The sequence below is a fragment of the Methylocystis sp. L43 genome (genome assembly GCF_015709525.1).
In the GTDB taxonomy this organism is placed as follows: Bacteria; Pseudomonadota; Alphaproteobacteria; order Rhizobiales; family Beijerinckiaceae; genus Methylocystis.
Genome location: NZ_JADNRA010000036.1, coordinates 321,820 through 347,811 on the forward strand (window position 1 = coordinate 321,820; position 25,992 = coordinate 347,811).

At 60.5% G+C, this 25,992-nt stretch carries 18 protein-coding genes and 1 pseudogene; 4 read left to right on the forward strand and 15 right to left on the reverse strand.

The features are described 5' to 3' along the window. Window positions 1-15: 15 nt before the first annotated feature. The 12 genes from IYX23_RS19525 to IYX23_RS19580 all read right to left on the reverse strand — a co-directional run bounded on the left by IYX23_RS19525 (window position 16) and on the right by IYX23_RS19580 (window position 19,902). Window positions 16-912 carry a hypothetical protein gene (locus IYX23_RS19525; RefSeq protein WP_246716968.1) on the reverse strand — a complete coding sequence of 299 codons (897 nt, stop codon included), beginning with the start codon at window positions 910-912 and terminating at the stop codon, window positions 16-18. Between the two features lie 383 nt (window positions 913-1,295). Then, window positions 1,296-1,961, reverse strand: a complete 666-nt coding sequence (locus tag IYX23_RS19530) for a class I SAM-dependent methyltransferase (protein WP_246716970.1) — start codon at window positions 1,959-1,961, stop codon at window positions 1,296-1,298. Window positions 1,962-2,238: 277 nt separating this feature from the next. Next, window positions 2,239-3,357 (reverse strand): efflux RND transporter periplasmic adaptor subunit, encoded by a 1,119-nt coding sequence (locus IYX23_RS19535; RefSeq protein ID WP_196394605.1) that lies wholly within the window; start codon window positions 3,355-3,357, stop codon window positions 2,239-2,241. Continuing rightward, window positions 3,357-4,085, reverse strand: coding sequence for an ABC transporter ATP-binding protein (locus tag IYX23_RS19540; protein ID WP_196394606.1), 729 nt, complete (start codon window positions 4,083-4,085; stop codon window positions 3,357-3,359). Before IYX23_RS19540 ends, IYX23_RS19535 begins: the two co-directional genes overlap by 1 nt. Beyond that, window positions 4,082-5,290, reverse strand: coding sequence for an ABC transporter permease (locus tag IYX23_RS19545; protein WP_196394607.1), 1,209 nt, complete (start codon window positions 5,288-5,290; stop codon window positions 4,082-4,084). The genes IYX23_RS19540 and IYX23_RS19545 overlap by 4 nt, the downstream gene beginning before the upstream one ends. A gap of 211 nt (window positions 5,291-5,501) precedes the next feature. Next, complete coding sequence (locus tag IYX23_RS19550; protein WP_196394608.1) at window positions 5,502-6,035, reverse strand: hypothetical protein; 534 nt, start codon at window positions 6,033-6,035, stop codon at window positions 5,502-5,504. A gap of 187 nt (window positions 6,036-6,222) precedes the next feature. Next, window positions 6,223-7,437, reverse strand: a complete 1,215-nt coding sequence (locus tag IYX23_RS19555) for a glycosyltransferase (RefSeq protein WP_196394609.1) — start codon at window positions 7,435-7,437, stop codon at window positions 6,223-6,225. 64 nt (window positions 7,438-7,501) lie between these two features. After that, entirely contained in the window at window positions 7,502-8,305 is an 804-nt protein-coding gene (locus tag IYX23_RS19560) for an FkbM family methyltransferase (RefSeq protein WP_196394610.1), read from the reverse strand. Between the two features lie 38 nt (window positions 8,306-8,343). After that, window positions 8,344-10,224 (reverse strand): 4'-phosphopantetheinyl transferase superfamily protein, encoded by a 1,881-nt coding sequence (locus IYX23_RS19565; RefSeq protein ID WP_196394611.1) that lies wholly within the window; start codon window positions 10,222-10,224, stop codon window positions 8,344-8,346. Next, window positions 10,221-11,429 (reverse strand): 3-oxoacyl-[acyl-carrier-protein] synthase III C-terminal domain-containing protein, encoded by a 1,209-nt coding sequence (locus IYX23_RS19570; protein ID WP_196394612.1) that lies wholly within the window; start codon window positions 11,427-11,429, stop codon window positions 10,221-10,223. Before IYX23_RS19570 ends, IYX23_RS19565 begins: the two co-directional genes overlap by 4 nt. Window positions 11,430-11,487: 58 nt before the next feature. After that, entirely contained in the window at window positions 11,488-18,945 is a 7,458-nt protein-coding gene (locus IYX23_RS19575) for a type I polyketide synthase (RefSeq protein ID WP_196394613.1), read from the reverse strand. Between the two features lie 141 nt (window positions 18,946-19,086). Then, complete coding sequence (locus tag IYX23_RS19580) at window positions 19,087-19,902, reverse strand: hypothetical protein (protein ID WP_196394614.1); 816 nt, start codon at window positions 19,900-19,902, stop codon at window positions 19,087-19,089. A 461-nt stretch (window positions 19,903-20,363) separates the two neighbouring features. On the opposite strand from IYX23_RS19580, the gene IYX23_RS20360 reads away from it, so the two are divergent. Next, window positions 20,364-20,927 carry a hypothetical protein gene (locus IYX23_RS20360; protein WP_246716972.1) on the forward strand — a complete coding sequence of 188 codons (564 nt, stop codon included), beginning with the start codon at window positions 20,364-20,366 and terminating at the stop codon, window positions 20,925-20,927. Between the two features lie 156 nt (window positions 20,928-21,083). On the opposite strand, the pseudogene IYX23_RS20365 reads toward IYX23_RS20360, so the two are convergent. Together IYX23_RS20365 and IYX23_RS19590 are read right to left on the reverse strand one after the other, a co-directional pair. Beyond that, window positions 21,084-21,200: pseudogene (locus tag IYX23_RS20365) on the reverse strand (IS110 family transposase); the annotation flags it as partial. 303 nt (window positions 21,201-21,503) lie between these two features. Further along, window positions 21,504-22,376, reverse strand: a complete 873-nt coding sequence (locus tag IYX23_RS19590) for an FkbM family methyltransferase (RefSeq protein ID WP_196394615.1) — start codon at window positions 22,374-22,376, stop codon at window positions 21,504-21,506. A 518-nt stretch (window positions 22,377-22,894) separates the two neighbouring features. Here IYX23_RS19590 and IYX23_RS19595 point away from each other — a divergent pair. Further along, entirely contained in the window at window positions 22,895-23,836 is a 942-nt protein-coding gene (locus IYX23_RS19595; protein ID WP_196394616.1) for a class I SAM-dependent methyltransferase, read from the forward strand. A gap of 326 nt (window positions 23,837-24,162) precedes the next feature. Here IYX23_RS19595 and IYX23_RS19600 read toward each other — a convergent pair whose 3' ends face one another. Further along, window positions 24,163-24,321 carry a hypothetical protein gene (locus IYX23_RS19600; RefSeq protein WP_196394617.1) on the reverse strand — a complete coding sequence of 53 codons (159 nt, stop codon included), beginning with the start codon at window positions 24,319-24,321 and terminating at the stop codon, window positions 24,163-24,165. Between the two features lie 939 nt (window positions 24,322-25,260). Between IYX23_RS19600 and tnpB the strand changes: the two genes are divergently transcribed. Both tnpB and IYX23_RS19615 read left to right on the forward strand, forming a co-directional pair. Further along, the gene (gene tnpB / locus IYX23_RS19610; RefSeq protein WP_196394619.1) at window positions 25,261-25,617 is read left to right on the forward strand and encodes an IS66 family insertion sequence element accessory protein TnpB; all 357 of its coding nucleotides are present in this window, start codon (window positions 25,261-25,263) and stop codon (window positions 25,615-25,617) included. 85 nt (window positions 25,618-25,702) lie between these two features. Continuing rightward, complete coding sequence (locus IYX23_RS19615) at window positions 25,703-25,870, forward strand: hypothetical protein (RefSeq protein WP_246716973.1); 168 nt, start codon at window positions 25,703-25,705, stop codon at window positions 25,868-25,870. The last annotated feature ends 122 nt before the right edge of the window (window positions 25,871-25,992 follow it).

Below are 25,992 nucleotides of genomic sequence, written 5' to 3' on the forward strand. Positions count from 1 at the left end.
CTGCCCGGTCAGGACTCAGTCGATACGCGGCATCGCCTCTTCGGGAACGCGCGTCGCGCGCGCGATCGCGCGCACGCCGCTCGGAAACTGCGAGGCGAGCCATATAAGAGCGTTCTGGCCAACCGAATGTCTGAAGAACATGCTGTTTAAGGGCTTTGAAACGCGCATTTGTTTTCTGACGATACTACTGAAGCGGCGATGAAACTCATGCGAGGTCCCGCCTTCGAGAAACATGTTGGCCGCCAGAACTGCGCTGCAGCTCGCCATGCCCATGCCGTCGCCGGTGAAAGAAGGGATCACCGCAATCTGATCGCCAAGCCGCCATAGTCCCGGCGGGTCCTCGGGGGAGGAATTATGCACAAAGCCATAAGGCACACGGCTGATCGCAAGCGGGCGATCCAGCAAAGGCTCGGCGCCCTCCAAGTAAGCCGCTACGTAGTCCGACTCGCTGCTGAATTGCTGCAGAACGCCTTGCCAGGTTCCTCCCGCCTTCATGAAGCGGTCTTGGCTGAGCACAGGACAGAAATTGACGCAATCGTCTTCGACGAGCATTAGCCCGAGATAGCATTCCTTCAGGAGAATGAGCTCGACCACCGATCGCAGATGCTCGGTTTTTTTCCTGTTGAATCGGTAATACATTTTCAACGCGAGATAGTCGCTTTGGCGCCCAGGCGCAGCGCGCTTGACGCCACGCAAATCGTGCTTGCCACTCGCAAGAAAAATCGAGCGAGCCGGCGTACTGTCTCCAGGGCCGAAACTCACCTCGAACCCGCCGTCATCCGATTGCTCGATGAACCGCGCCGCTTTGCCGCGAATGACGTTCACGCCGCAAGACGTTGCATGCTCGAGCAGAGCCTCGTCGAGGACTTTTCTTGATAGCGCCAGAGCCGGAAAAGGCAGCGGCTGGTCCACGCTGCGATTCCCTCGAACCAATCGGACACGGTTGATCGGTCGAGCGCCCAGATCCACCGGGTCTACGCCAAGAGATCGCAAATTTGCGCTGACTTCACGACTCATGAACTCGCCGCAAATCTTATGATTCGCCGACGACGAGCGCTCATATAGGTCGACGCGCCGACCCGCGCGGGATAAAGCAAGGGCCGCCGTAGCTCCCGCGACGCCGCCGCCGATGATCACGCTTGCTTCCGTCACGATACGACTCCTCATCCACCTCTTCGCGAAGCACTTCCGGAGCGACTGGTTTGTCCTTTGGGGGCTCCTCCCGTCTGTTGAAGCGATTGTTGCGTCGATTGGCCCAGGCCAGCCGCTCGCGAGAGCGACAGCGCACGGACGGCTTACGGAGAGTGGACCGGAGGCGTGTCGCCGCGAGCGGAATTCGACTGCCGCGCCGCGAAGCAGTGCGTGAATGGCCTTGCGGGGCTCTCGTCGAGAACCCAATCGTTCTGATTTGGCCACAGCTTCGATAGATCACGGTTGTTGAAGCCGGCGCGCACGCTCGTCTTCGCATCCCATTGCGTGATGTCGTTGCAGCCGATGACCCAGACCAGGCTGCTCGCCATGAGCGAAAAGCGATCGCGACGAGGTTCGCACGCCGCGAACAGCGTCGTGCGCGCCGCCGCCAATTCGAGCAAGCGAGCGAGGTCCGGGTTTTCAAAATGATGCAGAAACAGATTGGCCGAGATGATGTCCGTCGTCGCGGCGTCATGCGAGAGGTAATCGAAGACGTCTGCGACGACGCTCTCCACCTGCCATCCGATCGCTTCAAAGCCTTGGCGCGTCTCGTCCGATAGAATGTCCTGCTGGTCGAGCAGGCGCGCCGTAACGCCTTGCCACTTCGGCGCCAGGCGGTTTGCGACGCCGAGCATCAATGCCCCGTCGCCGGAGCCGAGATCGAGAATGGTTTTCGGCGTCCCGTCGAAATGCTGGGACAGCAGCGTCGCCATAATCTTGGTCTGCTGCATCCAGCTGTTAACGCGCCGCAGGTCGCGGCGCGATTGCATGGCACGGGGATCGTCGCATGGAAGAGAATCCAAGAGTTCGGGATATACTGCGCGAGCGAGCTTAGCCATTTTGGCGCTCTCCTTCTGATAGCCCCTATGATAATTCCGGCGCCTACCTCTAGATGAGCGAGTTTGAAAACGAACGGCAGCCTTAGCCGCAGTCATCGCAATTCGTGATCTCCGCCTGCGCTAACACAGACGTGGCGGCACATGCGCTTCGGCCTGGGGCGTCACCTCGAACTAACCAGTCAATTCGCGCGATTTCCCTCGCGCTCCGTCAGTCGCGCGCTATGGTTAATCGCCCTGCGTATTTTTCCGCCTTCATTGGTTGCAGCCAGCCTGTCTGAGCCGAGACCGGGGGGCTCAAAAAATAGGCGTCAACGCGCAACCCCACGGGCAATTTCACGCCGGTGTCGAGATCGATGAGCACCTGCAGCGCCTTGGCGTCGACGCGATCGGTCGGGCGACCTGTCTGAACCACCTTGGAGCCCATCCGCGACGATACGCGAAAAACTCTTCCGCCGAACTTCTGATTTGGGAACGCGTCCGCAGTGACCTCGACGCGCTGCCCGGCGACGATTTTCCCGACGTCCGTCTCATCGACGTCCGCACGCACGCGCAGATCGCGAACATTGCCGACGATGGCTATCGGCGTCGGCGGCACGTGCGTCACAGCTTCGCCGGCGACGCGAGAGCGACGCAGGATCGTGCCCGCGATCGGCGACCGCACCAGCGTCTTTTCCAAAAGCGCTTCCGACAGCGCCACATCCGCCTCCGCGAGCCGCACCCGCGCGCGCGCCGCCGCGAGATCTTCGGCGCGCGGCGGAGCCTCGAGCATCGCGAGCCTTTCCGCGATCGCCGCGCGCCGCGCCTTGTTGACGTTCCAGTGGGATGTGGCCTGATCAAGCGCCGCTTGGGGCGAAACGCCGCTCTTGGTGAGCGGCAGCCGTCGCTCATGTTCGCGTCGCGCCAAATCGAGCGCCGCATCCGCCTCCATAAGAGCGTCCCTTGCCTCTCGGCGCTCCTCTGCGCGCGCGCCATTGGTGAGGCGCTCAAGTTCGGCCTGCCGCAGCGCAAGGGCGGCGCGCGCGGACTCCAGTCGAGCAACCTGCTCGGTATTATCGAGCGCCGCGATGATCTGGCCGGCGGCCACCTCATCGTTCTCCTCGACACGCATCTCGCGGATGACGCCTGTCGCTTGCGCGGCGATTTCTCGCTCCTCGCCTTCAGGCTCCACCATTCCCGGCGCTGCGGCGACATGCTGCGCAAGACCGGTGAGCGAAGTTGTGGCGCGAGCGGTTGACTGCGTGCTCTCGACCGACTGAAAGAGAAAGAGGCTCAGCGCGGCCAGGCAGAGAAAAGTCAGAATTGCGACGACGCGTGACGACATCTTCATCACAAGGCTCCCATTGCATGTTGGGGAGATAAATCGCGCGGCGCGGCCAGACGCTCGGCGATTTGTCCATCTTCCAGATGTATCACCCGATCCCCGAAATGAAGGATGCGCGGATCATGGGTGACGATGACCACCGCTCGCTCCTGCTGATGCGCAAGAATCTGCAAAAGCTCAATGGCGCGAAGCCCGCTTTCTGCGTCCAGCGCGGCCGTCGGTTCGTCGGCCATGAGGATCTTGGGATCGCCGGCCAGAGCGCGCGCGATCGCAACGCGCTGTCTCTGGCCGCTACTCAATTGAGATGGAAAGGCATCGAGTCGGTGACCTAAGCCCACCGATTTCAGGAGTTCGCGCGCGCGATTCCGAGCGATCTGCCGGGACACTCCGAGAAGATCGAGCATCACCATCACGTTTTCCGTGGCGGTCAGCACGGGGAACAGATTGTAGGCCTGAAAAATGAAGCCAAAGTATTTCAGCCGCAGCGCTGCGAGCTCCTCTTCGCCGAGCGCCTGCGTGTTCTTTCCATAAAGCGTCACGACTCCGCTCGAAGGGCTGAGCAGCCGACCCAGAATATGGAGCAGCGTCGTCTTGCCGCTGCCCGACGGTCCCACAAGCATCAGCAACTCGCCAGCGTAAACCTCAACGTCGATGTCCCGCAGCACGGTGACCGGCGTCGGTCCGGTGTCGAAGGAATGACTGACGCCAGAGGCGCTGATGACGGCGCGTTTCATCTGAACACCTTCACTGGATCAATTGATGTGATCTTGCTGATCGACACCAGCGAGGCGCCGACGCACATCACCACGGTGACGGCCCCGATGCCTAGAGCAAGCCAGGCTGGGACAAGCGGCGGCGAACTCATGTTCCGGCCGAGATACACAAGCACCAGCACGGCGGCGATCCCGACCGCGCTTCCGATCACGCCGCCGATCACCGCCTGTTCAATGACGATCTTGTAGAGATACCACCGCGGCCCGCCCATAGCTCGAATGACTGCGTATTCGGGAAGACGATCCATGGTGCTGGCATAGAGCGTCTGTGCGACGATCACGACGCCAACAAAAAGCGCGAGCAGCGAAGAGCAGATGATCGAAATGCCCGCGCCCGTGGTCAGAAGCCAGTATTTCTGGCTACTAGAGGCAAATTCGCGGGAGGTCATAACGTCGACGTCTGGCATGCGGGCGGACAGTCTCTCGATCACCGCGGCCGGATCCTGACCGGCCACAACGCGGATCAACACGTAAGTGATGACATCGTCTGATCGACCCAGCAGCCATCGCGCGTTACGTAGCGAGGTGAAGACATAGGGCGATTGCGTGAATGTTCTTATCCCGTCCGTAAAGCCGACGACCCGCGCCCGGCGATCATTAATTTCAACGAGTTGATTGAGGCCGGTGACGCCAAGCTTTTCGGCGTAGAGTCGATCGATGATAATCCCGTCGGGGCTGGATAGCGCCTCTCGGAAGCTTTGCCCGGCGGGCAAAGTCAGCGGCAACCCCATCTCGGCGCCCGGTTCAACGCCAATGAGGATGACAATCTGCCGTATCCCGTCGGCGCGCTTCCAAAAGCCGAAATGCAGCAGATAGGGCTCGGCGGCGGCGACGCCTTCAACGGCGACCGACTGAAATCGCCGTCTGCCATCGATCGGCGTCGCAAGATCGACGCTCGGAACGCCATGCGCCGCGACCCAAATATTCGCACCCGCCCGATCGACGACCGTCGAGGTCGTCTGCAGAAAGTTCAGGAGCATGCCAAGCTGGATGCCGACCAGTATCGTCGAGAACGCTATGCCAACGAGCGTTACGCCGAAGCGGATTCTATCATGAACAAGATTCCGCCAGGCGATGAGAAGCGTGAGACTCGGACCCCTCCATGCAACGCCGCTATAGCCGGCGAATTGTCTCGTGGCGCGGCCAATCTCTTTTCCTAATGACATATCGAATGGCTCCCGCAGCTTTCTAGCTCTTCAAGCTTGCCTAGCCGTTGACTGCTAACGTCAGCGCCCGGGCGCCGCCATTCTCTCCTCAAAAAATCGGACGGCGACGTCGGCGCGGCCTCTTTCGCAGGTAAAACAAAAATTACCTGGATCATGCAGGTTTCGCCCCACTCGGCGATTCGACGCTTCGATGACATCGAGCAGCCACTCACTATTGAACCCTTCGCACTCGGTCCGTCGCGTCTCTTGTCTCCTGGACTTCAGCGACGTCCGTCGCCAGCCGTATGGGGTCGCGACTGACATCAATCCTTCTACGCCCGAAGCCAAATCTCCAAGAGGGCGCGATCGACGCCAATCTCATCCACGTCGACTTACCTGCGCCGCTATCGCGCTCGTACCAGGCGTCCTCGGCGGAGCGCATGATAAAGCGTCCAATGAACTGCATCTCGTCGGCGCGGTGTCTGACCTCGCCGCTCGTCAAGCGCTCGATTTCACTGACGAAGTTGGATGTCGGCGCCACACTCAGTTCAGACGCCTTGCGCCGTGCAAGCTCGTTGATCAGCGTCTCGCCGGTCATTGAATAGAGAACGTAGACAGGGCAATCGTCTATCGCCGAGTCGCACTCGCTACGATCGATCTCGAAGTAGCAATATCGACTTTCGTACCAGGAATGGCCCTCGCGCGGACAACTTTCGTTCTTGCGGACCCATTCGATTTTTAGATCTTGATCAGGAAGGAAATACATCGCAGTCCCTCCGCTAGAGGAGTAACAAAATTCGTGCGAAACCGTTCCCTCGATTTCTGCAATTTCCGCTCCAAGCGCATCGTCTCATTGGATGACGCCATCAGACAATCGCTCCCGGAGAACGAAAACATCAGTACGCTTGCTCTGCAGCCGCACATCATGGCTCCTTTAACACAACGCAGCCGCCCTAAATCGCGCGCGGATCGGGAAGATCGCGTTTCCAGATGACGGTCTGATTGGGACCGAGCAGCTCATAGCCAATCCCGCGCCAGATGATGCGTCGAGAGAAGCACGATACGATCACGTTCCAGAGCGCCAAAGGCGCTACCAGAGGCATTACTCCTAGGTAGGCCCATCTAAGCCGTCTCAACTCGTCGCGATGTTGCGGCAGAATGCGCATTGCAAAGGCGGTCTGCAGCCAGCACTGCAAGACCATCGCAAACGCCATGCCGGGCAGCAGCAGACTGACGACGCCATCGGGAAGAGCTTGTTGGGCGAAGGCTCTGTAGAGAAGCGCAGCGACGAGCGCGAAGAGCGCGCAGAAGTACAGCGTCAGCGCCACGATCTCCCGCCACGCGCGCGGCATATAAACTCGCGTCAGGATGATCTGGCGGTTCGTGAATTCCAGAACGTCGCTCAAGCTCGCGTCGCCGCGCGAGGCGACGAGACAGCGGGGCACGAATTGAATGCGCCGCCCATGCGAACGGACCGCGGTCGTCACGCTGCCGTCGTCGCTCACCCCTCCCCGCCAGCGTTGCCGGATTTCCAAGTTTTCGAAATCAATGCGGCGCATCGCCATAGTCCCTCCCCAGGCGAAGCTCGACTCATCGCCAAACAAGAACAGCGATTGCGCGTTCCAGGCGCTCAACAGCAGAGACCCGAGGCCGCTGCCGGCCGGAAGATACCAGCGATAGCCGGTGGCGACGCCCACTTCAGGGTCCGCGAGTCCCGCGACCAGATTGGTCAGCCAATCCGTTTGCGGTTGTGCGTCAGAATCACAAAAGGCGATGATCTCAATGTCGGGAAAGAACTCATCAAGAGCGTCGACCGCGGTGGTGAGATTATGAACCTTTTGTCCGCAGGCCGCGGCGGGTCCAGCAGTGATCAGTCGCGCCGGAGGCGAAGCGCCCTCGATCAGGCCTTTGATCAACTTATGCGCCGGATCTTCCTCGCTCTCGGTCACAAACAGCAGCCCGTAATTATTGTAGTCTTGGCGCAACAACCGCCGAACGGTTTCGACCAGAGCGCCATCTATCCCCTTACACGGCAAGATGACAGCTGCTTTAGGCTGCTCAGTTCGCAAGGACGGCGCGCGGCGGAAACACTTTGCGAAGCGTAGCATCGGCGCGAGCACCACGAGCAGCTGCAGCCCTACGAAAGAGATAATCAGCGCGTAAAGCATATTCTGCTCCTCGGATTAGCATCAGCCAACCAGGCCTGAGCGAAAATCGACGCCACCACTCTCCTCACTTGGTCGCGTAAACGGTGTGCACGCGAAACTCCCTCATCTGCGGATCCTGCTCATCGTCGATGCGCCGGAAGCCGGCGGCCTGAAGCAGGCTCCGCACCTTGTTCAATCGGCCTTCAACGTCGTGCACTTCGACGACGATCTTCTTGATCTTTACCCAGTCGTCGACTCTGACGCCTTGCAGGATGTCGAGTTCAGCCATTTCAGCATCGATCTTCACGAGATCGATGCGTGTGAGTTCATGGTCGCGAATTGCGTCTGAGAGCGACAAGGCCTGACACGGAACGCGTCGGCCGCGTAGCAGGACATTAAGAAGAATGCGCAGAACAATTTCCTGGGGCTTGGGCGGCAGTCGCTGTATCCATCGCAGAAATGGCGGGAACTGAGGCAGTATGTCTCGAAAGCCAAGTCGAACCGACGCTGCGTTCGAATCATAGGGATAGGCTGTCGACATGGAGGTCAGCAGCGGATAGTGGGTGAATTCGATCGCGCCGCTCTCTCGTGAGAGGGCGTAGGGCAAGGTGACGAGGCTATCGAGCTTGTACTTCTTGGCGTTGGCCGTTAGGCACTTGAACAGGTCTGGAATCGGCTCAAAGGCGAGAATTTTTACGGCGCGTTTGCCCCAATCGCACGCGGTCAAGGTAAAGAGTCCGATGTTCGCGCCGACGTCGACGATGGTGTCTCCCTCCTTGATCTCGATCCCATGTTTGAAGTAGGGCGCGATCTGTCCAAAAATGATCGGCGCCTCCAAAGGATTCACACAGAACACCCGCTGTTCATTGGGAAGCATCGTCTGCAGCATGATCCCCTCCTCGGCGAATGCCGCCAAATGGTTTCCGATTACGCGACGGACTGCTCCAAGCCTGCGTAGGCGATAATGTATCCGTCACCTTCGATCGTCGAAACGCGCGCGCGCGCGTTCCTGTCCTTGTGCAAAAGCACGATCTGTCCGTCACCGGTCATTTCGGCAGCCTCCATCGCAAGCGGTTTCCCCTCAAGACCAACGCCCAAGAGCTTGCCGACCGCCTCCTTCGCGCACCACAGCCGGGTCAACCAAGCGTCGCGTGCTTGGACGGGAAAACTACCGATCATCTCGCGTTCCTTCGCTGAGGCGAAGGCTTCGACAACGCCGACGTCGCGCGTGGCGATACGCTCTATATCGACGCCGATGTCATGCTCGTGAGCGACCGCTATCGCTCGTTCTTCGCAATGAGAAATGCTCACCGACGGCGCGGATCCCAAGCTCGGCGCGGGCTTGACGAACGGTCGTCCGCGTTCATCCGAAGAGATGGCGAACGCCGCCGGATGCGACATCTCCCCTTGCTGTCGCTTCGCCACCCACAGGCGGACCGCGTCCTTGGCCGCGACGCGGCCATAGAGCCACTGCCGCTGGCGCTGGGGAAAACGCTCCAGTTCTTTGTAGGTCGGCATTTCGTCGGCGCTCAGACAATAGCGCGCGAGCAAGGCAGGATCGAATTGCTTCAGCTCGGCGCTGGAAAGCATCAATGAAATAGAGCCCTCGAAATGCGGCGCGGGCGCTGGCGTCGTTAACAAGTGTCTGTCGGGCTGACGACGGAAATCCACCAGGCGCTTTTCCCAGCGAAACTTCCATGTCCGCCAGCCGGAAATTCGCATCCAAACGCCGCCTTCGCCATCCTGCACCTCGACGTCGGCGACGAGCGTCTTGCCTTCCGACTGCAAGACCTCAACGCGCACAGGCGCGCGCGTTCCGACGGGCGGGGTCGGACGATAAATTTCAAGCTTCGAGAGACCGATCGGAAAGACGTAGCGCTCTTGCTCCATCGCCCAGAGGCCGACGACCTGACCCACCGCGTCGAGTAAGCAGGGGTCCGTCAGAAGTTGCGGAGAACGCGTCGATCCAAAAAGCTCTTCGGAAGACCGCACACAAAGCTCGCCGATGATTCCTTCGTCTCCGAGAACGAACTCTCCAACGAGACATTGAAAGCTCGGTCCGTGAAACATATGCCGTTCTGTATAGATTTCATCGGCTGTGAGCGAGTGAGCGCGCGCGTTGCTCAAATCGCTAAAGGTGGGCGACAACTCGACCAAGTAGCGATCTCCGAAAAGAACAGTCGCAGTGATCGCGGGAGAGCTTTTACCTTCGACGTAAATGGCGGCGGAAATGCTGAAGGCCCCGCGCTCCGCATCGTGACGAACGATCTGCGTCACGATGTTTAGCGCGACTTCGTCAACGTCCGCGAGATCGATCCAAGTCACCGAGCGTACGTCTTCAAATCCGAGCAGACCGCAGCCCGGCGCGAGACACGCCGCCGCTTCGGCCATGATTTCGAGGCTCATCGTCATCGGCACGACCGGCAAACAGGCCGACGTCGGCTTTATGCCAGGCGCATGAACGAAGGCGTGATCGGCGAGGTAGAGATCTTCGTCAACGTTGAGTTTGCGCTCGATCGTGATGCGCTCGCCGGGAACGTAATCGAGCACGGAACCGATGAACGGCATGCGCGGTTCGCTTGTATCCGCCTCTTGGATCTGATCAGAGCTTCCCGCGACCGCTGTTGCCATCGGGCTGGGCCGCTCGGAAGGATGAGCTTCTTCTTCCGGCTGCTCGACGGCGAGCGCCAGCTCCTTCGCGTCCTGAACTTCGAACATGCGCGCGATGAGAGGCGCTCCGCCCTCGCCCGTCGCTGGCCAGGATGGAGCGTCGCCGCCGTTGACTCTCTTAGCGCGCTCGAAGCTCATATCTTTTCTGCCACCAAGCCGGTGATCGTCAAACCCGGTCCAAAGGCGAGAGAGACGATGCGGACCCCCGCAGGAATCGAGGGCTCCTCCAAAATTTCCTTCAAGATGTGGGGGACTGTCGCCGAGGACATGTTGCCGTTCTCGGTAAACACCGAATTGCTGATCGCCACCTGATCCGGCTGAAGCCCAAGCGCCTCCTGAATATGTTCGACGATCTTCGGGCCGCCAGGATGAATGGCGAAAATCAGCCTGTGCTTGTCATGCTCGAAATCGACGCCGACGCGTTGCAGCAACTGCTCGACGAATGGGCGAACCGATTGCTTGATGACGACGGGCACCATGACGGAGAGCGTCATGTGGAAGCGCGTTGAGCCAGGGACCCAGGTCATGTCGTCGGCCGAGTTCGGCAGCAGATGCTCGTTGAAGGCGAGGATCCTCAAGCCGCGAAGCCCTCGTTCCCGCAGGTAATCTTCCGTCACCATCGAATATTTTATGAAGCCGTCGGCAAACAGCGTCATCGTGATGATGTTCTCGGCCTTGAGCTCTTCGATGCCGCGGTGAACGGAGAGCACCTCGGTGTGCACGATGTCGACGCGATCCTTGGGCTTGGTCATGGCGAATTGCGACGACGAGAGAAAGCCGTGCGCCATCTTGATCGCCGGAAACGCGCCGTAGCAGCCCATGTGGTAACTGTGCGTGACAGTCGTGTTGAACCATTCCTTGCCGGCCACCATCCGCTCCACGGGACTGGGCGCCAGATAGCCGGAGCAGGTCACATGGATGAGATCGTCCGGCGCCTCTTCGGCGTCGCCGTACATCTCCTTGAGGCAGCCGTCGGCGACTTTCGCGTAGCTCGAATGGCGCGTCTTGATGTCCTTCGCCTGCAGGTTCTCATAGTTGTCGAACAGCTGCAGATAGTCATGCTCGGGCTCGGCGACCGTGAACTCGCCATTGCTGAAGCTGATGTCGCTGAGACGCGGAAAGAACACCAATTGGCGCCGCTTGATCACTGAGGGAGACAGAGCGAACTTTTCAAACTTTTGCCGCGTTTCGTGAATGATCGTTCCAAAGCTCTCCGCATCGGTGATTCCGTGACTGCGGCAATAGGACTTGGCGAATCCATAGGCTGAAAGTTCGAGAGTTAAAGCCTGCGGCACAGGCTCGATCATGCGGACGGGAACAAAGTCGGTCAGGCAGAATGACATCGCCCACTCCTTAATATTTTCGACTCAAGGTCGTTCGCTCGAATTGAGCGAACGCCCGCTATTGATGCTGCCGCATGCCCTGTCGGGCGATCTGTTCGAGACTGGCGGCGACGACGATTTCTGGCGCGCCGGTGTTCCCGCGCTCAAGCTCTTCAAGGCAGCGCCGCATTCCTTGATCGACGGCGATCGGATAGATCTGCTTGGAGGCGTAGAGCTTGCGCAGATCGTCGTTCACCATGCCGCCGTCCCACGGTCCCCAATTGATTGCGACGGCGTGAACATGCGGCCATTTGTGGCTGAGGCCATCGGCTAGCTTGTTGACGACCTCGTTCGCCGCGCTGTAGTCGCTCTGGCCGGCGTTGCCGAACCGACCCGCGATCGACGAGAAGAACACCAGAAATTTGAGAGTCTCGGGCCGTAATTTTTCCGATAGCACGATGGCCGGGACGACCTTCGTCTCGAACACCGTGTCGAAGGAGTCGGGCGACTTCTCTCTCATCATCCTGTCGTCGATGACGCCGGCGCCATGCAGCACGCCGTCAATGCGGCCATAGCGATCGTAGATTGAATCGATCAGACGCCCGAAGGCGTCGCCGTCGCGTATGTCGAGTGCGTGGTATTCGACCTGCGCCCCCGCCGAACGCATCGCCGCGATGTTGTCGCGGATCTGACGGTCTTTGAGGATACGTTTGATCGCACTTTCGATTTCCGCGGGTTTGATCTTTTCGCCGCGCGCCCGCGCTTCGCCGATGAGGAACTGCCGCAACTCGGCGCGATCGTTCAGTCCTCGTGTCGCGTCGGGCTCTTCGCCAGGCATTGGGCTGCGTCCGACGAGGATGAGCCGGGAGCGGAATTTTTCAGCCATCGCGCGCGTGACGTCCGCGGTGATCCCGTAAGCGCCGCCGGTGACGAGCAGCACGCCGTCGTGCTCCAAGCTCAGGCCCGACAAATCGGCTGTCGGAACGCGCTCCTCCGCGAGTTCGAGCTGAAAGCGTCCGCTCTGGGTGAAACCCACTTCCACCGTCGGATCGTCGTCGTAAAATTCCATCAAAGATTCGTCGACCAGCCGCTTCACGTCGATATCGGGATCGGCGTCGATGCATTTGACTCGCAACTCCGGCCATTCCCGCGCCGCTGACTTGGCGACGCCGAGCGTGCCGGCGGGAGCCGCGGCGAACGGGCGCGCCCGGCGAAGACCAAATTGTCCATCGAAATCGGTCAGATTGAAAAGGACGCCGCCGCCGCACTTGCCGCTTTCCCTCAAATCCTTTTCGAAGGCCTTGAGGAGCAGAAACAATTGCCGCGCGTGGTCCAGACGGGCGTCATGCGCGACGCCGGCGATCGACTGCAAGCCGGACAAATTGAAAATCGCGCCTACCTTGGCGCCCTCGTCGGCGAGCATCTCGCGAAGTGCGGTCACCGCGTCAAGCGAAGACAAATTGGCTTCGATGCGCTCACTATCGACGAGGCGAGTTTCGCCGCCGGGCGTGACCCGCCAGACCTTATGGCCGTTAGCCCTCAGAGCGTCGCTGAAAGCGACGCTCAACTCCCCCGCGCCGCCGACCACGAGGATCAGGCGGTCTGCGGGAAAATCCTTAACTTGCCTTGAAGCATCCCGCGGCGCGGCCACAGGGGTGACCGCAAAACGCTGCACATCCGCGGAACTTGCCTTCGGGGCGTCAGACTCCGCTGTCTCAGGCAAGGAGAGCGACAGCGGAGTCTGAGATTTTTTTCTTGGATCGGAGCCTCCCGGCTCGGCCTGAGACTTCCGCAATTGATCGTACCAATCGACGATCCCATTTAACGTCTTGAGGCCCGACAGCTCCTCGAAGACCTTTTCTTCGTCCTGGTCCTCCATGAAGGAGTGATTGTCCTTGAGCTTGCTCAAGATCTCGATCCGCTTGATGGAGTCGATGCCGAGATCCGCCTCCATATGCGCGTCGAGATCGAGCATGTCTTCGGTGTAGCCCGTGCGCTCGACGACCGCCTGCAACAGATCGGCCTTGAATGCCTCGGTCGATGCAAGCTGCTTTGGGCCCTTCTGGTCCGTCGTCTTTGCAGCGCCAACGCCATTCGCCGCCGGTTTCGTGGCGACGACCGGAGGCGCGCTCGCGGGGCGCGGCGCCGGCTGCGGAGCCTTGCCGTTCTGCGTGACCGCAAGCTTCGGCAGCACAGGGGCCGGCGGAACGAAGACGCCGGCCGTCGTCGGAGCCGCCGTCGGCTGTTCGGCGAGCAGAAACGGGATCGGCTCTGCGCCAAACCCGGTTCGTTCAGCGGCGCCATTGCCGTTGGCGCCGAGCAGCTGTCCCTGGAACTCGAAGAAACGACGCAACACGTCCTGCTGTTCGCGCTGTAGATCGATGAGTTGCGCCAAACTGTTCTGCACTTGGGCGAACCGCGATTCAGCGCCTAACGCGCTGACCGCGCCAAGCGCTGGCGATGGTACGTGAGTAGACAAGGCTTTGCTCCTCTCGCGTTCGACGCCGAATAATGGCGCCGATGGTGGATGGGCTGCTACGTTCCCATTGGGTCTGGTTTGGAGGGGCGCCGCGGGCGCTTTCACAGGCGCCGGTTGCGCGGCGCCGCCGGCGGCGCGCTTTGGCGGCTTTGCTTCGGCGCGCCAGGGCTCGGCGCGCCCGCCATTCACCCGCCAAGCCATTGGCCCTGGATTGGCCTTGGCGCGAGCCTGTTCGAAGACTTGCGCGAGGCCCATTTCCGCAAGTCCGCGGCGCGCAAACCATGGCGCGAGATCGACCGGAAGGCCGAGCGCAAACGCCCGCGCGAGCAGCTGCGCGAGTTGCAGCCAGCCCGAACGCTCCGGCGCGTCGATTGACAGCGTCGTGTGCGGCCGGTCGCCGAGAATGCGGCCGACGAGCCCGCTCAGCACCTGCCCCGGACCCGCCTCGATGAAGACTCTTGCCCCGGCCGCGTAGAGGCGTTCGATCTCATCGACGAAGCGCAAGGGCTCAACGATGTGGCGCGCCAACAGCGCGCGGATTTCAGAAGGCTCCTCGGGATAGCGGTCGCTCGTCGTGTTGCTGAACACTTTGATCTTCGGCGGTCGGAACGTCACCGAGCCGAACTCCGCGGCGAGCGCCGCTTGCGCGCCCGCCATCGCGTTGCAGTGGAACGCCGCCGTCACTGGCAGCCGCTTGACGCGCACGTCCTCCCCGCTGAGGGCCTTCACCGCAGCATCGATCGCGGCGATTGGCCCTGCGATGATCGTCTGGTCAGGCGCGTTCAAATTCGCGACGCTCACCGCCAGTTCGAGACGCGCGATCGCCTCTAGCGTCCATGCCTCGTTGGCGTTGACCGCAGCCATCGTCGCCGGCTGCGCGACGGATATCTCCTTGGAGATACGGCCGCGCGCATCGGAGATACGGATAAGATCGTCGCGCGACAGAACCCCGGCGACGCAGAGCGCGACATATTCGCCGTAGCTGTGGCCGGCGACGAAGTTGGGCTTCACGCCGAAGGCCGACAGCGCGTCATAGGCCGCGAGGCCCGCCAATCCGAGCGCCGGCTGCGCGATGCGCGTGTCGTTCAATGCCGCTTGCTGGCGCTCCCGCTCCTCCTTGCCGAAGACAGGCACGGGATAGACATATTGCGACAGCGGCTTCGGCAGCGCGCCCTTGAGCATCGCGTCGGCTTTTTCGAACAAGGCGTAAGCGGACGGACGCGCGAGGACAAGATCGCGAAGCATGTTGATCTGCTGCGATCCCTGGCCCGGGAATAGGAAGCAGACGGCGCCGCTGTCGGCGCGATGTTGCAGGTTCCGATAGTAGATCCCGCTCGGCGCGCTGAGCGTCGCCTTCCCTTGATGGCTGCGCAGGAAGAATTCCAGCTTGCCCTTCAGGTCGGCGACCGAGTTCGCCACGATGGCGAGCTGCACGATCTGACCGCCGTTCTTCGGCCGCAGCCTGGCGTCGTCAAGGGACGTCGAGTAAGCGAGCTGTGCGAGATCGAGCTCCTGAGTCTGCTCGACGCCTTGCAGCAGAGTCCGCGCCGCGTCTTCAACCGCCTCGACGCTCGAACGGCTGAAGGCGAAGATCTCGGCCGCGCGCGGGTTCAGATCCTGCGCGTCGGACGCCCGGAAGTCGCCGCGATATTCTTCGAGCACGGTATGAAAGTTAGTGCCGCCAAACCCGAAGGCGCTGACGCCGCAACGGCGCGGCGCGCTGTCGCCAGCGCCGAGCCAGGGGCGAATTTCGGTGTTGATGTAGAAAGGCGATTTGGCGAAATCGACGCCTGACACCGGTTTTTCGACGCCGATGGTCGGCGGCAGCACGCGGTGCTTGAGCGCGAGGCTCGCCTTGATGAGCGCCGCGAGTCCCGCCGCCACTTTTGTGTGGCCGATCATCGACTTCACCGAGCCGACGGCGCATCGCTGCGGCGTTCCCGACGCGGGACCGAAGACCATGTTCAGCGCGCCGATCTCGGATTTGTCGCCGACCGCCGTGCCGGTGCCGTGCGCCTCGATCATCGTCACGCTCGATGGATCGACGCCCGCGTCGGCATAGGCGCGCTCCAGCGCCAGGACCTGGCCTTCGGGGTGCGGCGCCGTCAGGCTGCGATTGTGGCCGTCGCTTGAACTGCCGATGCCCTTGATGACCGAGTAGATTCTGTCGCCGTCGCGTTCGGCGTCGGCGAGCCTCTTCAACACTACGGCGCAGACGCCTTCGCCGATGGCGATCCCGTCAGCGCCGTCATCAAAGGGGCGGCAACGGCCGCGCGGCGACAGCGCGTGCGTTTGCGCGAACGACATGAAGCTGACGGGACCGTTGGTGCCGTCCACCGCGCCGACAAGCGCGATGTCGGCGTCGCCGCTGCGCAATTGCTTGATGCCGACGTCGAGCGCGGCGAGAGAGGAGGCGCAGGCCGCGTCGACGGTGAAGTTGGCGCCGCGCAGATCGAGCCGATTGGCGACGCGCCCGGCGACGACATTGCCGAGGAAGCCTGGAAACGAATCTTCCGTCCACTTCGGCAACTCGTCCTGATAAAGCGAGTCCAGGATGCGCTTGCGCGTCTCGTCGGAGACGCCTTCCGCTTTGGGAAGATAGTGCGCGAGCAGCGTTCGGAAGATGTAGATCGTTCCGAGATCATTCATGCCGCCCGAGGCGAAAATCGTCGCCGTGCGCTCCCGCGAGAACGGCCGCCGATCCAGGCCGGCGTCTTCCAGCGCCATGCTCGACACGAGCAGCGCGAGAAGCTGCACAGGCTCGATCGAGCGTAGACTGGCGGGCGGAATCCCGTAGCGCGTCGGCTCAAAGACGACATCATCGAGGAAGCCGCCCCACTTCGAATAGACCTTGTCCTTCACGCCGCGCTTTGGGTCGTAGAAGTCGGACGCGCGCCAGCGATCCTCGGTCACTTCGCGAACTGAATCGACCGCCAGCATGATGTTGCGCCAGTAGCTGCGCACATCCTTCGCGCCCGGCAATAGACACGCCATGCCGACCACGGCGATTTCCTCGCGCGGTTCTCGCCTTTCGGGGCTGGAGCGTTTGTCCGCCCGGGCGAACGCCGCTTGAGCGCCGGAGGAGACGGCCTGATGCAGTTCCGCCATGCTCAGCCGCGAGTCGCGCAAGCGCGCGACTTCGCCCATCATATACATGCCTTCACGGCGCTGAGCGTCGGCGTCGAGACTGATGTATTTCTCGTTGTTTTCCTTCGCCGCCGGATTCTCGTTGCGCGTCATGCCCTTTGACGCGATGCGCAGCCGCCCGATATTGAGCAGCTCGAGCGCCATGAGAATTTCTTCTTCCGACTTGCCCTGCAAGATCAGATCGCTTCGGGCCTTGTCGAACTCCGTGCAGAAACTGGTGTTGGCGCAACGCGTGAACGAGCCGACTCCCGATTGCAGCAGGGCGGTCTCGCGGCAATCGATTGCTTGATCCTGGAATTCCTTGACGATGGCGCCGGTCCGCACCGCCTCTTCGGTGAAGAGATAGGCGGTGCCCATCAGCACGCCGACTTTCATTCCCTTCGCGGCGAGCGGCGCCGCCAGCACCGACACGATCGCGGCCGAAAGGCCGTCATGAACGCCGCCGGCGAAGAGGATCTGCATCGTCTCGGGATCATCGATCTTCGCGCCAAGCAGCGTGTCGATGGCCGACTCCCAGAGCACGAAGCTGGTGCGCGGACCGGTATGGCCGCCGCATTCGCTTCCCTCGAAGATGAATTTGCGCGCGCCCTCCTTGATGAAACCCTGCAGGAGACCGGGCGATGGCACATGCAGATAGGTGGAAACGCCGAGCGCCTCAAGTTCCTTGGCCTGGCTTGGCCTGCCCCCGGCGACGATCGCGAATGGCGGCTTGACCTCGCGAATGGCCTCCATCTGCTCCTGCCGCAAATCAAGCGGCATGAAGCCCAGGATGCCGACGCCCCAGGGTCGCGCGCCCATCAGCTCTTTGGTCTTCGCGAGCAGCGAACGCACTTCTGGGCCGCGCATGACCGCAAGCGCCAGGAACGGCAGGCCTCCCGCGCGTGCAACCGCATCGGCGAAGGGCGCGACGTCGCTGACCCGCGTCATCGGACCCTGCGCAATCGGAAAACGCGCGCCATGCAGCTTTGCGAGCGCCGAGTCCGGCCGGAGTAGATTTTGCGCGCGGGCTTCGCTCAGGGCGGGTTCGACGCCATCGCGCAGCGCCGTGATCACTCGGCCCGTCGTGCCGTAGCGACGTCCGAGCGACGCCGCGAACGCGATGTCTTGTCCGAGCGGAATGAGCGCATCGTCGCGATCGGCCAGCAACCGCCGCAACGGATCTCGCAAGTCGTCGCCTTTTGCGACGGCGACTTCAATTTCGCGGAGCTTGCCTCGACCATGTCGTCCTGAAAAACGGAACAGGTCAGCGCCTCGTCCTGCGACAATCGTTTCGCTGCCGTCGAACTGGCTCCAGAGCCTTCTTTGGTCCGCCGATGCGCTCGGCCCCTCTTCCGTGAGCCAAAGCTGCTCGACGAGAACCACCCCGCGCGCGCCGGAAAGCACGGCGGCCGCCGCGCTGCGCATTTGGACGCCGCCCTGTATCCAGTAGGGAACCTGCAGTTTCCCGCTCAGTTCCTGCAAAAGGATGAACGAGGTGGCGGAGCCGATCCATCCGCCCGCCTCATGGCCTTTCACGATGAGTCCGTCGAACCCTTCCGCTTCCGCGAACAGCGCCGAGTCGAGATCATGGACTTCCAGAATGACCCTTTGCGCCAACTCTTTCGCAGACTTGAGTAAATCCGCCGCCTCTCGCGCCTTGACGCCTGCAAGAACAAGCAGCGGAAGTCCGGTTTGCGCGAGTTTCGACAGATCGTCGAAACTACGGTGCGGGCTTGTGACCGCGTCCCATCTGACGCCCCAGGTTCCGCGCGCGCCCGCCGACTTCCGCAGCACATCGATCGCATTGATGACCGCGGCGCCGTCGGCGCTCCAACCCAAATCAAGAACGCCTGTCTCGCCCGCCTTGCAGGCTGCAATGGCGATTTGCGGGTCGAGGCAATGGCTCGGAGTGATCGCGATCACCGTTTCCATCTCTATCTCCTCGAGTTCCAATTGGCGCCCAAATAGAGGCGGCTAAAGGTGTGTTTTTACAATATTTTTTAGTAAGCTGTTATTTCGCCCTCACGCGAGCCACGCCACGCCAGCTCAATAAAAATCGTCGTTGCAACAAACTCACGAACGCGATTCCGGATCGAATGTTGCTTCGCTGTCTATGCTGAGTTGTTGCAAATAGGATGCCCATTGCGCGGTGGCCTCGAAGCAATGCGCGTTTCCGCCCACCATGGCGTTCTTCGGCGGCGCCCGAAGGAGCTGCGCCGTCGCGCAACTCATCGGCAGAAATCCACCGTCATGGCGGAGAGCGCCGTATCCCAGAAGAAGACGCCGCAGCGTCGCCGCCAGACTTTCAACGCGCGCCAATTCAGCCGCGATCGGCTCCATTTCAGCAGCGGCGACGGCGACAGCCGCCTTTTTAACTTCGCCCTCGGCTACCTTCAGACTGCTTTCGGCGTTCGCGAGTTCTTGACGAAGGCAATCTGAAGCGCGTCGAAACGAGGCCGATTGATTTTCAAGAGAGAAAATCCTTTCAGCGAGCCTCTTCGTTTTCGGCGATAGCTCGAGCGCGCGGCCCGCCTCTTGTCCTGTCGAACGCAGTATCGATGCCGCGCACTCTTCAGCGATCCGCTTGTCAAGATTGGCGAATCTGGAAAGCCTTCTCTGGATCGCAGCAGAAAAATTGTTAGCGCGGTCGACGGCTTCCTGGATGCGGTCTCTCGTCGACTTGATTATATCCCGCTCACGCTGCGCCAGTTGCAGCGCCGCACGCGCTTTAGCGCACAACACATTCACTTCGCGATCGAGAGATTGATTTTCGGCGGCCGCGAACTGCCGATTTAAAATAATTACGCCGACCTCTTCCGAACGGCGTCCACGAATGGATTTATCCGATTCAAAGCATGTATTGAGCGTGACTGCATTGATGGCTTCCATCAATGTCCCTCCAAGAGAAGTCGCCACCGCGCGCTGGCCAAATTTTGTGCATGCGCCTAAGAGTTGTTTGTGCATGCGCCTAATAGTTGAGTGCACTGCAGCAACCGCTGACTGTCAACGTTCCGCTCCGAAAATCGTTGCATCGCGCGCGCAATTTTCTTGAATTTTTTTTGTGGCACACCGAGCAAATGCGTTAATTTATTTCGAGTTGTCAGCGACTTCCCTGATGTAAAAATTTTTGACAAAGCGAAATCGCGCCGGCGATCCAATCGGTCGGCGTCTCGTTACTAGTAACGCGACTTCATGACGATCCGTTCCTGAAGCGTGTTTCAAGAGAAAGTGCAACTGCCGCCGATCATCTCTCTGGCTGACTCCCAATCGCAAATGACGCCAGGAACATTTTTTGCTTGTTTGACCGGAGAAGTCTTCTCCTATGTCATCGCCGCGCGGGGGGATCTCAGATGAGCGCGCCGGAGCGCATCTGCACCTTCTCCGGAGTTGTCTACGATAGCGCGCGCTGGAACAGCCTCATGCTACGCGCGGGTGACATCATCTTCTGCTCACCGCCCAACTGCGGCACGACCTGGACGCAAAAGCTGTGCGCGCTCCTCGTGCATCAGAACGCGACACTGCCGCATCCGCTGACGCGCCTTTCTCGCTGGCTCGACCGCCTAGCGCAGCCGAATGTGAGCTTAACTCGGTGTCGAGATATTTCGAATAGCAAGCACCACAAGTCGCCAAAGGACTTACACATGAGGGCGCTAAAAGTCGGGATAGTTGCCGCCCTTCTCGCTTCGCCAGCTTACGCCGACCGAAAAAAGGCGGACGCATGTGCAGCGGGTCTTTCACCTGACTCTAAAGTCATCTATGCGGCAGCAGTCGGAAAAATGCGTCGAGGAGCAGACAACGAAGCGGTCGTAACAGCAATCACCCTAAGCAAGGTAAGCTCCGGCAGATTAAGCCCTTTAACCGCAAAGAAGACCGCCGAGGCTGCCGGTGATTGCCTAAAGAAATTGGCAGATTGAAAGCAATCGGGTGATTGCGGTCTTGGCTGAGTTTTTGTTGTCGCCCCTAAATTTCCGGACACGGACTCCACAGCCCTCTCTTGCCGCGAGCGTGACGGAGACGATGATTTTGGCTGGCGCCGGCCGCTCCGGCAAATCGAGAAGCTCGCCCATGCATGCGAGAGCGGCGGCATCAACACGATCGGTTTTGATTAGTCTCTCAACGGCCTCGGCGAAGCGACGCGCCCGCCGTGGATTGACTTTGGCGACCGGCAGACCTGCCGTATTAAGTGCGTTCGAGGGCGACGTGGCAAGAACCGGTCGGCTCAAATGCCACGCGCTTTATCGGCGAGGCCGACTGGCATTTTAAGCATGGCGCGCCGCCTAGTTTGTCGTTGGCAAAGCGGCGCGCCACGCCGTCCGGCAGGTGTGCGCGCCGAGTCAATCTTTCGAGAGGTCGACGTCAAGGCGATCAAACTCTAGCTCGACCTGTCAAAAAAGGTCGGCGGCCTTTCGATGGGGACTTCATGAATCCGAGATCCGCATTTTCGTCAGCCTCCTTCAATAAAGGCGCGATTGCGCCGCTTTTGCCTATTGCTATCCTGTCATGCGCAAAGCGTAGACTGTGCAAGGCTTTGAGTCTTCGATGGCGACCGTTCCGCCCGCGAAACTCTCGACCGTCACTTTGCTGAATCCCAAGGCCCCGAGTTTCGCGACAAGTGACGACAATACGTGCTTGTTTGAAGGTTCTATCTCGAGCACGAGTTGCCGGATTAGAGGCCAGTGTTGTTCTTCCAAACCATGCAGAGCTTCGATCTCGGCGCCTTCTATGTCGATCTTCAACAGATCAACGCCTCGTAGCGCCTGTTGACGAATTGTGTCGCTCAAGGTCTGTATCTTGCACTTTATAGTCTGCGTGTCTTTGAGCATCGGCTTCACGAATAGAGCAAACACGCGGCGAGGAAGGAACGCAAAAGCGCGATGCAGATTCGAGAGCTCAGACGAGGTTACTTCTGCAGAAAATCTCTCCCAGTGGCGCCGCTTTTCTTGCAAATGCAGTGTCGAGTTACTTGGCATTTGCGGAAAAAACGCGATCGTCGCGTCTGCGTTCGTTGATCCAATCGCGTAATCAAGAAGCGTTATGTCGTGCAAACTCCGACGTGGTGATCCTCTCAGGTTCCGTTCGAGGCAGGCATATGTGTTGGGCACCGGCTCCGCGCATACGATTTTGAGATCACGAAAGCGCTCCATCAGTGAAAGCGCAAACATCCCGACATTTGCGCCTATATCGAGAACAACATCGCCGTTATTGACCGAAATTCCATGCTGCTCGTAACAATGCCGTTCGAAAATCTCCTTGAAGAGAAAGCGCGTATCATGGCGAGACTTCGGAGCATTCCAAACACGGAGTCCGTTTGGGCAGCGGAATTGCTTCATCGGCACCGACGCATGAATGACCGCATTCATCATGGGGTTGTCCTTTTGCGCACGCTACTTATCCCATCGCGAGACTGCTCGTGGGCCGGGCTAGAGCATGTTAGTCCATGACCGGCCGCTCCTGCAATGCGAGCGTGGACGGCGGAGCTGATTGAGGTTGCTCAGCCGGCCACGCGACGAATCTCGTAAATTCCTGGCAGTCGAGTCGCTTCATGTCTTTGCTGCGAAGAATCCTTCGAATCCGCATAGCGCGCGCAACGCGACGAAGTCTGGGGGACATGCAAAGCGCTGCGCCGACGATCAGCGAGTCAAAATTTTTTCAAACACTTCTCTGCCTGCTGTGATGGCGAGATTTGGGGCTTGCATCCCGGACAAGAGCCGATCTCCGCTGCGGTGGCCGTAATCGCTCAACGGCTCCCCTCGCGTTCCACGGTCATGCCTCTGACACTTGACTTGACCCGAGTGTCCATGGCGATTTTGCTTGCATGCGCCTCAATGCCGGCCCCAAAATCACCAACCGGTCCCAAGCACGAAATTGGAGGCAGACCTCAATGACCTTGGATCAGGGACGCGTTCCGGCTTGCCCGATCACCGGCCTTCCCGCAGTCCGCCATATTCAGTGGGTGCCAGCACTTCTCCTCATTCGCTTATGGCGAATCGAGTTCAAGACGGATCCCCGGCCGAGCTTCGACGGGGTCGATCAATTCGGCTTGTGGGAGTCGCCCACAGGTCTCTATTTCTTCGACCCACTTGTTGAAGGCGACGACGCATTTTACGCGGCGTTCTATTCAAGACTTCGCGCTTTAGGTCTCTATTCAAAACAAACCGCCCGCCCGGAATTTGAGATGGCTGCCCGACACGTCAAGCCCGGCGCTCGCGTGCTCGATATCGGGTGCGGACTTGGGAACTTCCGAACGTGCGTGCCACAGGCGACTTACACTGGGCTTGACCCGCATGTCGCCGAGGGCGACGCCGACGGCTCGGTGTGCAGCGAGACGCTAGCTCAGCACCTCGTAAATCACACGGGAACTTATGACGCCGTGTGCGCCTTTCAGGTCCTTGAGCATGTCAAGGCGCCCGTCAACCTCTTCGCTGAGATGGTGCAGGCAGTCAAACCGGGGGGGCTAATTATGGTCGGCGTGCCGCATGTCCCTTCCGCAATGACCCGCATACCAAATTTCTTAATGAACGCGCCACCCCACCATCTAACGTGGTGGACGAAGTCTGCGCTGATCCACTTGGTGAAAGACGTCAACGTCGTCATCGACAGCATAGAGAATGTTCCCTGGGGTAAACACGATGCCCTGATCTATTGGATAGAACATTGTACGCCTATCAAAAGCGCCGGCCAGCATTACAGTGAAGCGTGGTCCTGGCATGCTTCAGCTGCAGTAGGGCTAGCCAGCGGCGCCATTGTGCACTGGATTCGTGGCATTCCGTCGACCGATGACGAAGGTTCCGGATTGCTACTGGTTGCGCGGCGCCCATGCTGATTATCCTAATGAGAATTTCCGCCGACCGCCGCCCGGGCGCATTGCTCCTCGTCTCTGCCATTGGTGTCGCCGAGTCCGAGTGTGTTTAGGTGTGCAATTTTGGCTCTGACGCACAATTGGTGCCGCGCTGATTAGGTTGCGCCGATGAGGCGAGCTTCGAATAGATCGGCTTTTTGCGCGCCCATACATTTGTCGCTTCACGAGTTTGAGCTTTGTAATCTGACCTTCGGTCTATCCGTTCGACCAAGCGGATATGATTGCAGCGCGCACGGCAGACCTGTCTTTTATGACGCCGCCAAGGGCGCGACGAGACTCAATTTGCGTGCTCATTCCAGGGCGTCGAGCTCCGCACCATGCTTCTTTCGGATCATGGCGTGGCAAGCTGCGATGACGCTTCGCGCTTCGACGAGCAGCGGGACGCCGCTTTCTATCGCCGCAATCGCTACGGATTCTGACTTGGAGAGCGTGTCGCGACCGGTCGTCATCAGCCGCGCAATGGTTCTAGCGGAAGGGACGCGGCGCAAGCTTGAAATATCAGCTTTCTCGGCCCGACCGCCGTCTAGCCCATTTGGAAACCACCCGCAAATATCCCTGGACCTCCCTGGCTCTTCAGACGCCACCAAAGCTCGGAGCCGCTGTAAAGGCCCGCGGTCCATTGCGGTCGAGCCAGGGCAGATACGGCTCCTTTCGCGCGTTCGGAATACGTCTGAACGCTGGCCGCGCAGAATCCTGCGCACGAGTCCCGGCTATGTCCGGTCTCCCGTACGATCTGTTTGATCGAGGCTCCATTCTTGGCGCGCACAAGGACGACGGCCTTCGTATCCTCCCGCCGCAGACATCCCTCGTATTGAGTACGCTCAGCGGCGGTAGCAGATCGGGATCGACGGTCGCCGCGCATGCGGAGCGGATTTGACGCATCGATTTGCGCACGGCATCGAGGAAGGGTAAGCGCTGTTACGGCCCCACCTTCAAACGAATGATGAAAGCGGCGAGTCTGATCTCCTGATTTGGAGATAAGACTTGTGTCTAGATTTGATCCTTCGCTTGAGCCGAACGGCTCCGGGTTACGGCGCATCGAGGTGATCACTAGAGCTGGTGGTCGGCGCCGGTGGTCCGAAGGGGAGAAGGCGCTGGCAGTCGAAGAGTCGCTGGCTCCTGACGCGGTCGTCTCGCAGGTCGGGCGTCGACATGGCGCTACGCCAGAGCAACTGTTCACCTGGCGAAGGGAGGCGCGCCGAAGGGCGGAGGCGGCGGGCGCCCCGCCATTTGTTCCGGCAATTGCGGAGAACGGCGCCGAAGGCGGAGCCCGCCGCTCCCGTCGTGGAGATCGAGATCGGCGAGGCGCATGTGTGGATCTGGCGTGATGCGGACATCGGCATGGCAACGGCGATCCTGCGCGCCTTGCGAACCTCGCCAGGCGCAAAGTGATCGGCCCGACAGGCGCGATCCGCGTCATGGTGGCGACGAAGCCCGTCGACTTCCGTAAGGGCGCGGAGGGTCTCACGGCGCTGGTGCGCGAGACGATGCAGGCCGATCCCTTCGACGGCGCGATTTACGTTTTCCGCGCCAAGCGCGCGGATCGGGTTAAACTCGTGTTCTGGGACGGCACGGGCGTATGCCTCTTCGCCAAGCGACTGGAGGGCGGCAAGTTCCGCTGGCCCAAGATCGATGACGGCGTCATGCGATTGTCGGCGGCGCAGTTTTCGGCGCTGCTTGAGGGGCTCGACTGGCGGCGCGTGCGCGCGGCGAAAGAGACGTCGGCGCCCGCGTTGCCGAGATAAGCTGCGACACAGTGAATCAGGGCGTCGAAGAGCGTCGAAAGACGGCAGAAAATATGGTGTTCTGCGGCTCAACGACGCGGCGACGATGAGAGCCATGTTTGCGGGAACGGATATTTCCGGCGCCGACGATCCGCCCTTACAGCGCGCCATCGGCTGGATGATCGGGGCGAGCCAGGCGCGCGCCGAATTGGGCTGGACCGGCGCCAAGGCGCTCTGGAGAGAGCTAGAGCAAACCCGCCCGTTCTGGAAATGACGAAGCCCTCGCGGAGACGGCGACGCCGTCCTCCAAGCTCGCGCCGGGGAAGGTTCCGCGATCGAGCGGCGAGACGCGGCATTGAACTCAGCCGACCTGCGGAGCTCCGAAGGCGCTGACCA

Bases quoted from the DNA above. Each gene is read 5' to 3' on its own strand.
- IYX23_RS19575 (WP_196394613.1), bottom strand. From the start codon at position 18,945: ATGGAAACGGTGATCGCGATCACTCCGAGCCATTGCCTCGACCCGCAA.
- IYX23_RS19570 (WP_196394612.1), bottom strand. From the start codon at position 11,429: ATGTCATTCTGCCTGACCGACTTTGTTCCCGTCCGCATGATCGAGCCT.
- IYX23_RS19595 (WP_196394616.1), top strand. From the start codon at position 22,895: ATGACCTTGGATCAGGGACGCGTTCCGGCTTGCCCGATCACCGGCCTT.
- IYX23_RS19615 (WP_246716973.1), top strand. From the start codon at position 25,703: ATGAGAGCCATGTTTGCGGGAACGGATATTTCCGGCGCCGACGATCCG.
- IYX23_RS19550 (WP_196394608.1), bottom strand. From the start codon at position 6,035: ATGTATTTCCTTCCTGATCAAGATCTAAAAATCGAATGGGTCCGCAAG.
- IYX23_RS19600 (WP_196394617.1), bottom strand. From the start codon at position 24,321: ATGACGACCGGTCGCGACACGCTCTCCAAGTCAGAATCCGTAGCGATT.
- IYX23_RS19540 (WP_196394606.1), bottom strand. From the start codon at position 4,085: ATGAAACGCGCCGTCATCAGCGCCTCTGGCGTCAGTCATTCCTTCGAC.
- IYX23_RS19590 (WP_196394615.1), bottom strand. From the start codon at position 22,376: ATGATGAATGCGGTCATTCATGCGTCGGTGCCGATGAAGCAATTCCGC.
- IYX23_RS19545 (WP_196394607.1), bottom strand. From the start codon at position 5,290: ATGTCATTAGGAAAAGAGATTGGCCGCGCCACGAGACAATTCGCCGGC.
- IYX23_RS19555 (WP_196394609.1), bottom strand. From the start codon at position 7,437: ATGCTTTACGCGCTGATTATCTCTTTCGTAGGGCTGCAGCTGCTCGTG.
- IYX23_RS19565 (WP_196394611.1), bottom strand. From the start codon at position 10,224: ATGAGCTTCGAGCGCGCTAAGAGAGTCAACGGCGGCGACGCTCCATCC.
- IYX23_RS19530 (WP_246716970.1), bottom strand. From the start codon at position 1,961: ATGCAATCGCGCCGCGACCTGCGGCGCGTTAACAGCTGGATGCAGCAG.
- IYX23_RS20360 (WP_246716972.1), top strand. From the start codon at position 20,364: ATGAGCGCGCCGGAGCGCATCTGCACCTTCTCCGGAGTTGTCTACGAT.
- IYX23_RS19560 (WP_196394610.1), bottom strand. From the start codon at position 8,305: ATGCTGCAGACGATGCTTCCCAATGAACAGCGGGTGTTCTGTGTGAAT.
- IYX23_RS19580 (WP_196394614.1), bottom strand. From the start codon at position 19,902: ATGGAAGCCATCAATGCAGTCACGCTCAATACATGCTTTGAATCGGAT.
- IYX23_RS19535 (WP_196394605.1), bottom strand. From the start codon at position 3,357: ATGAAGATGTCGTCACGCGTCGTCGCAATTCTGACTTTTCTCTGCCTG.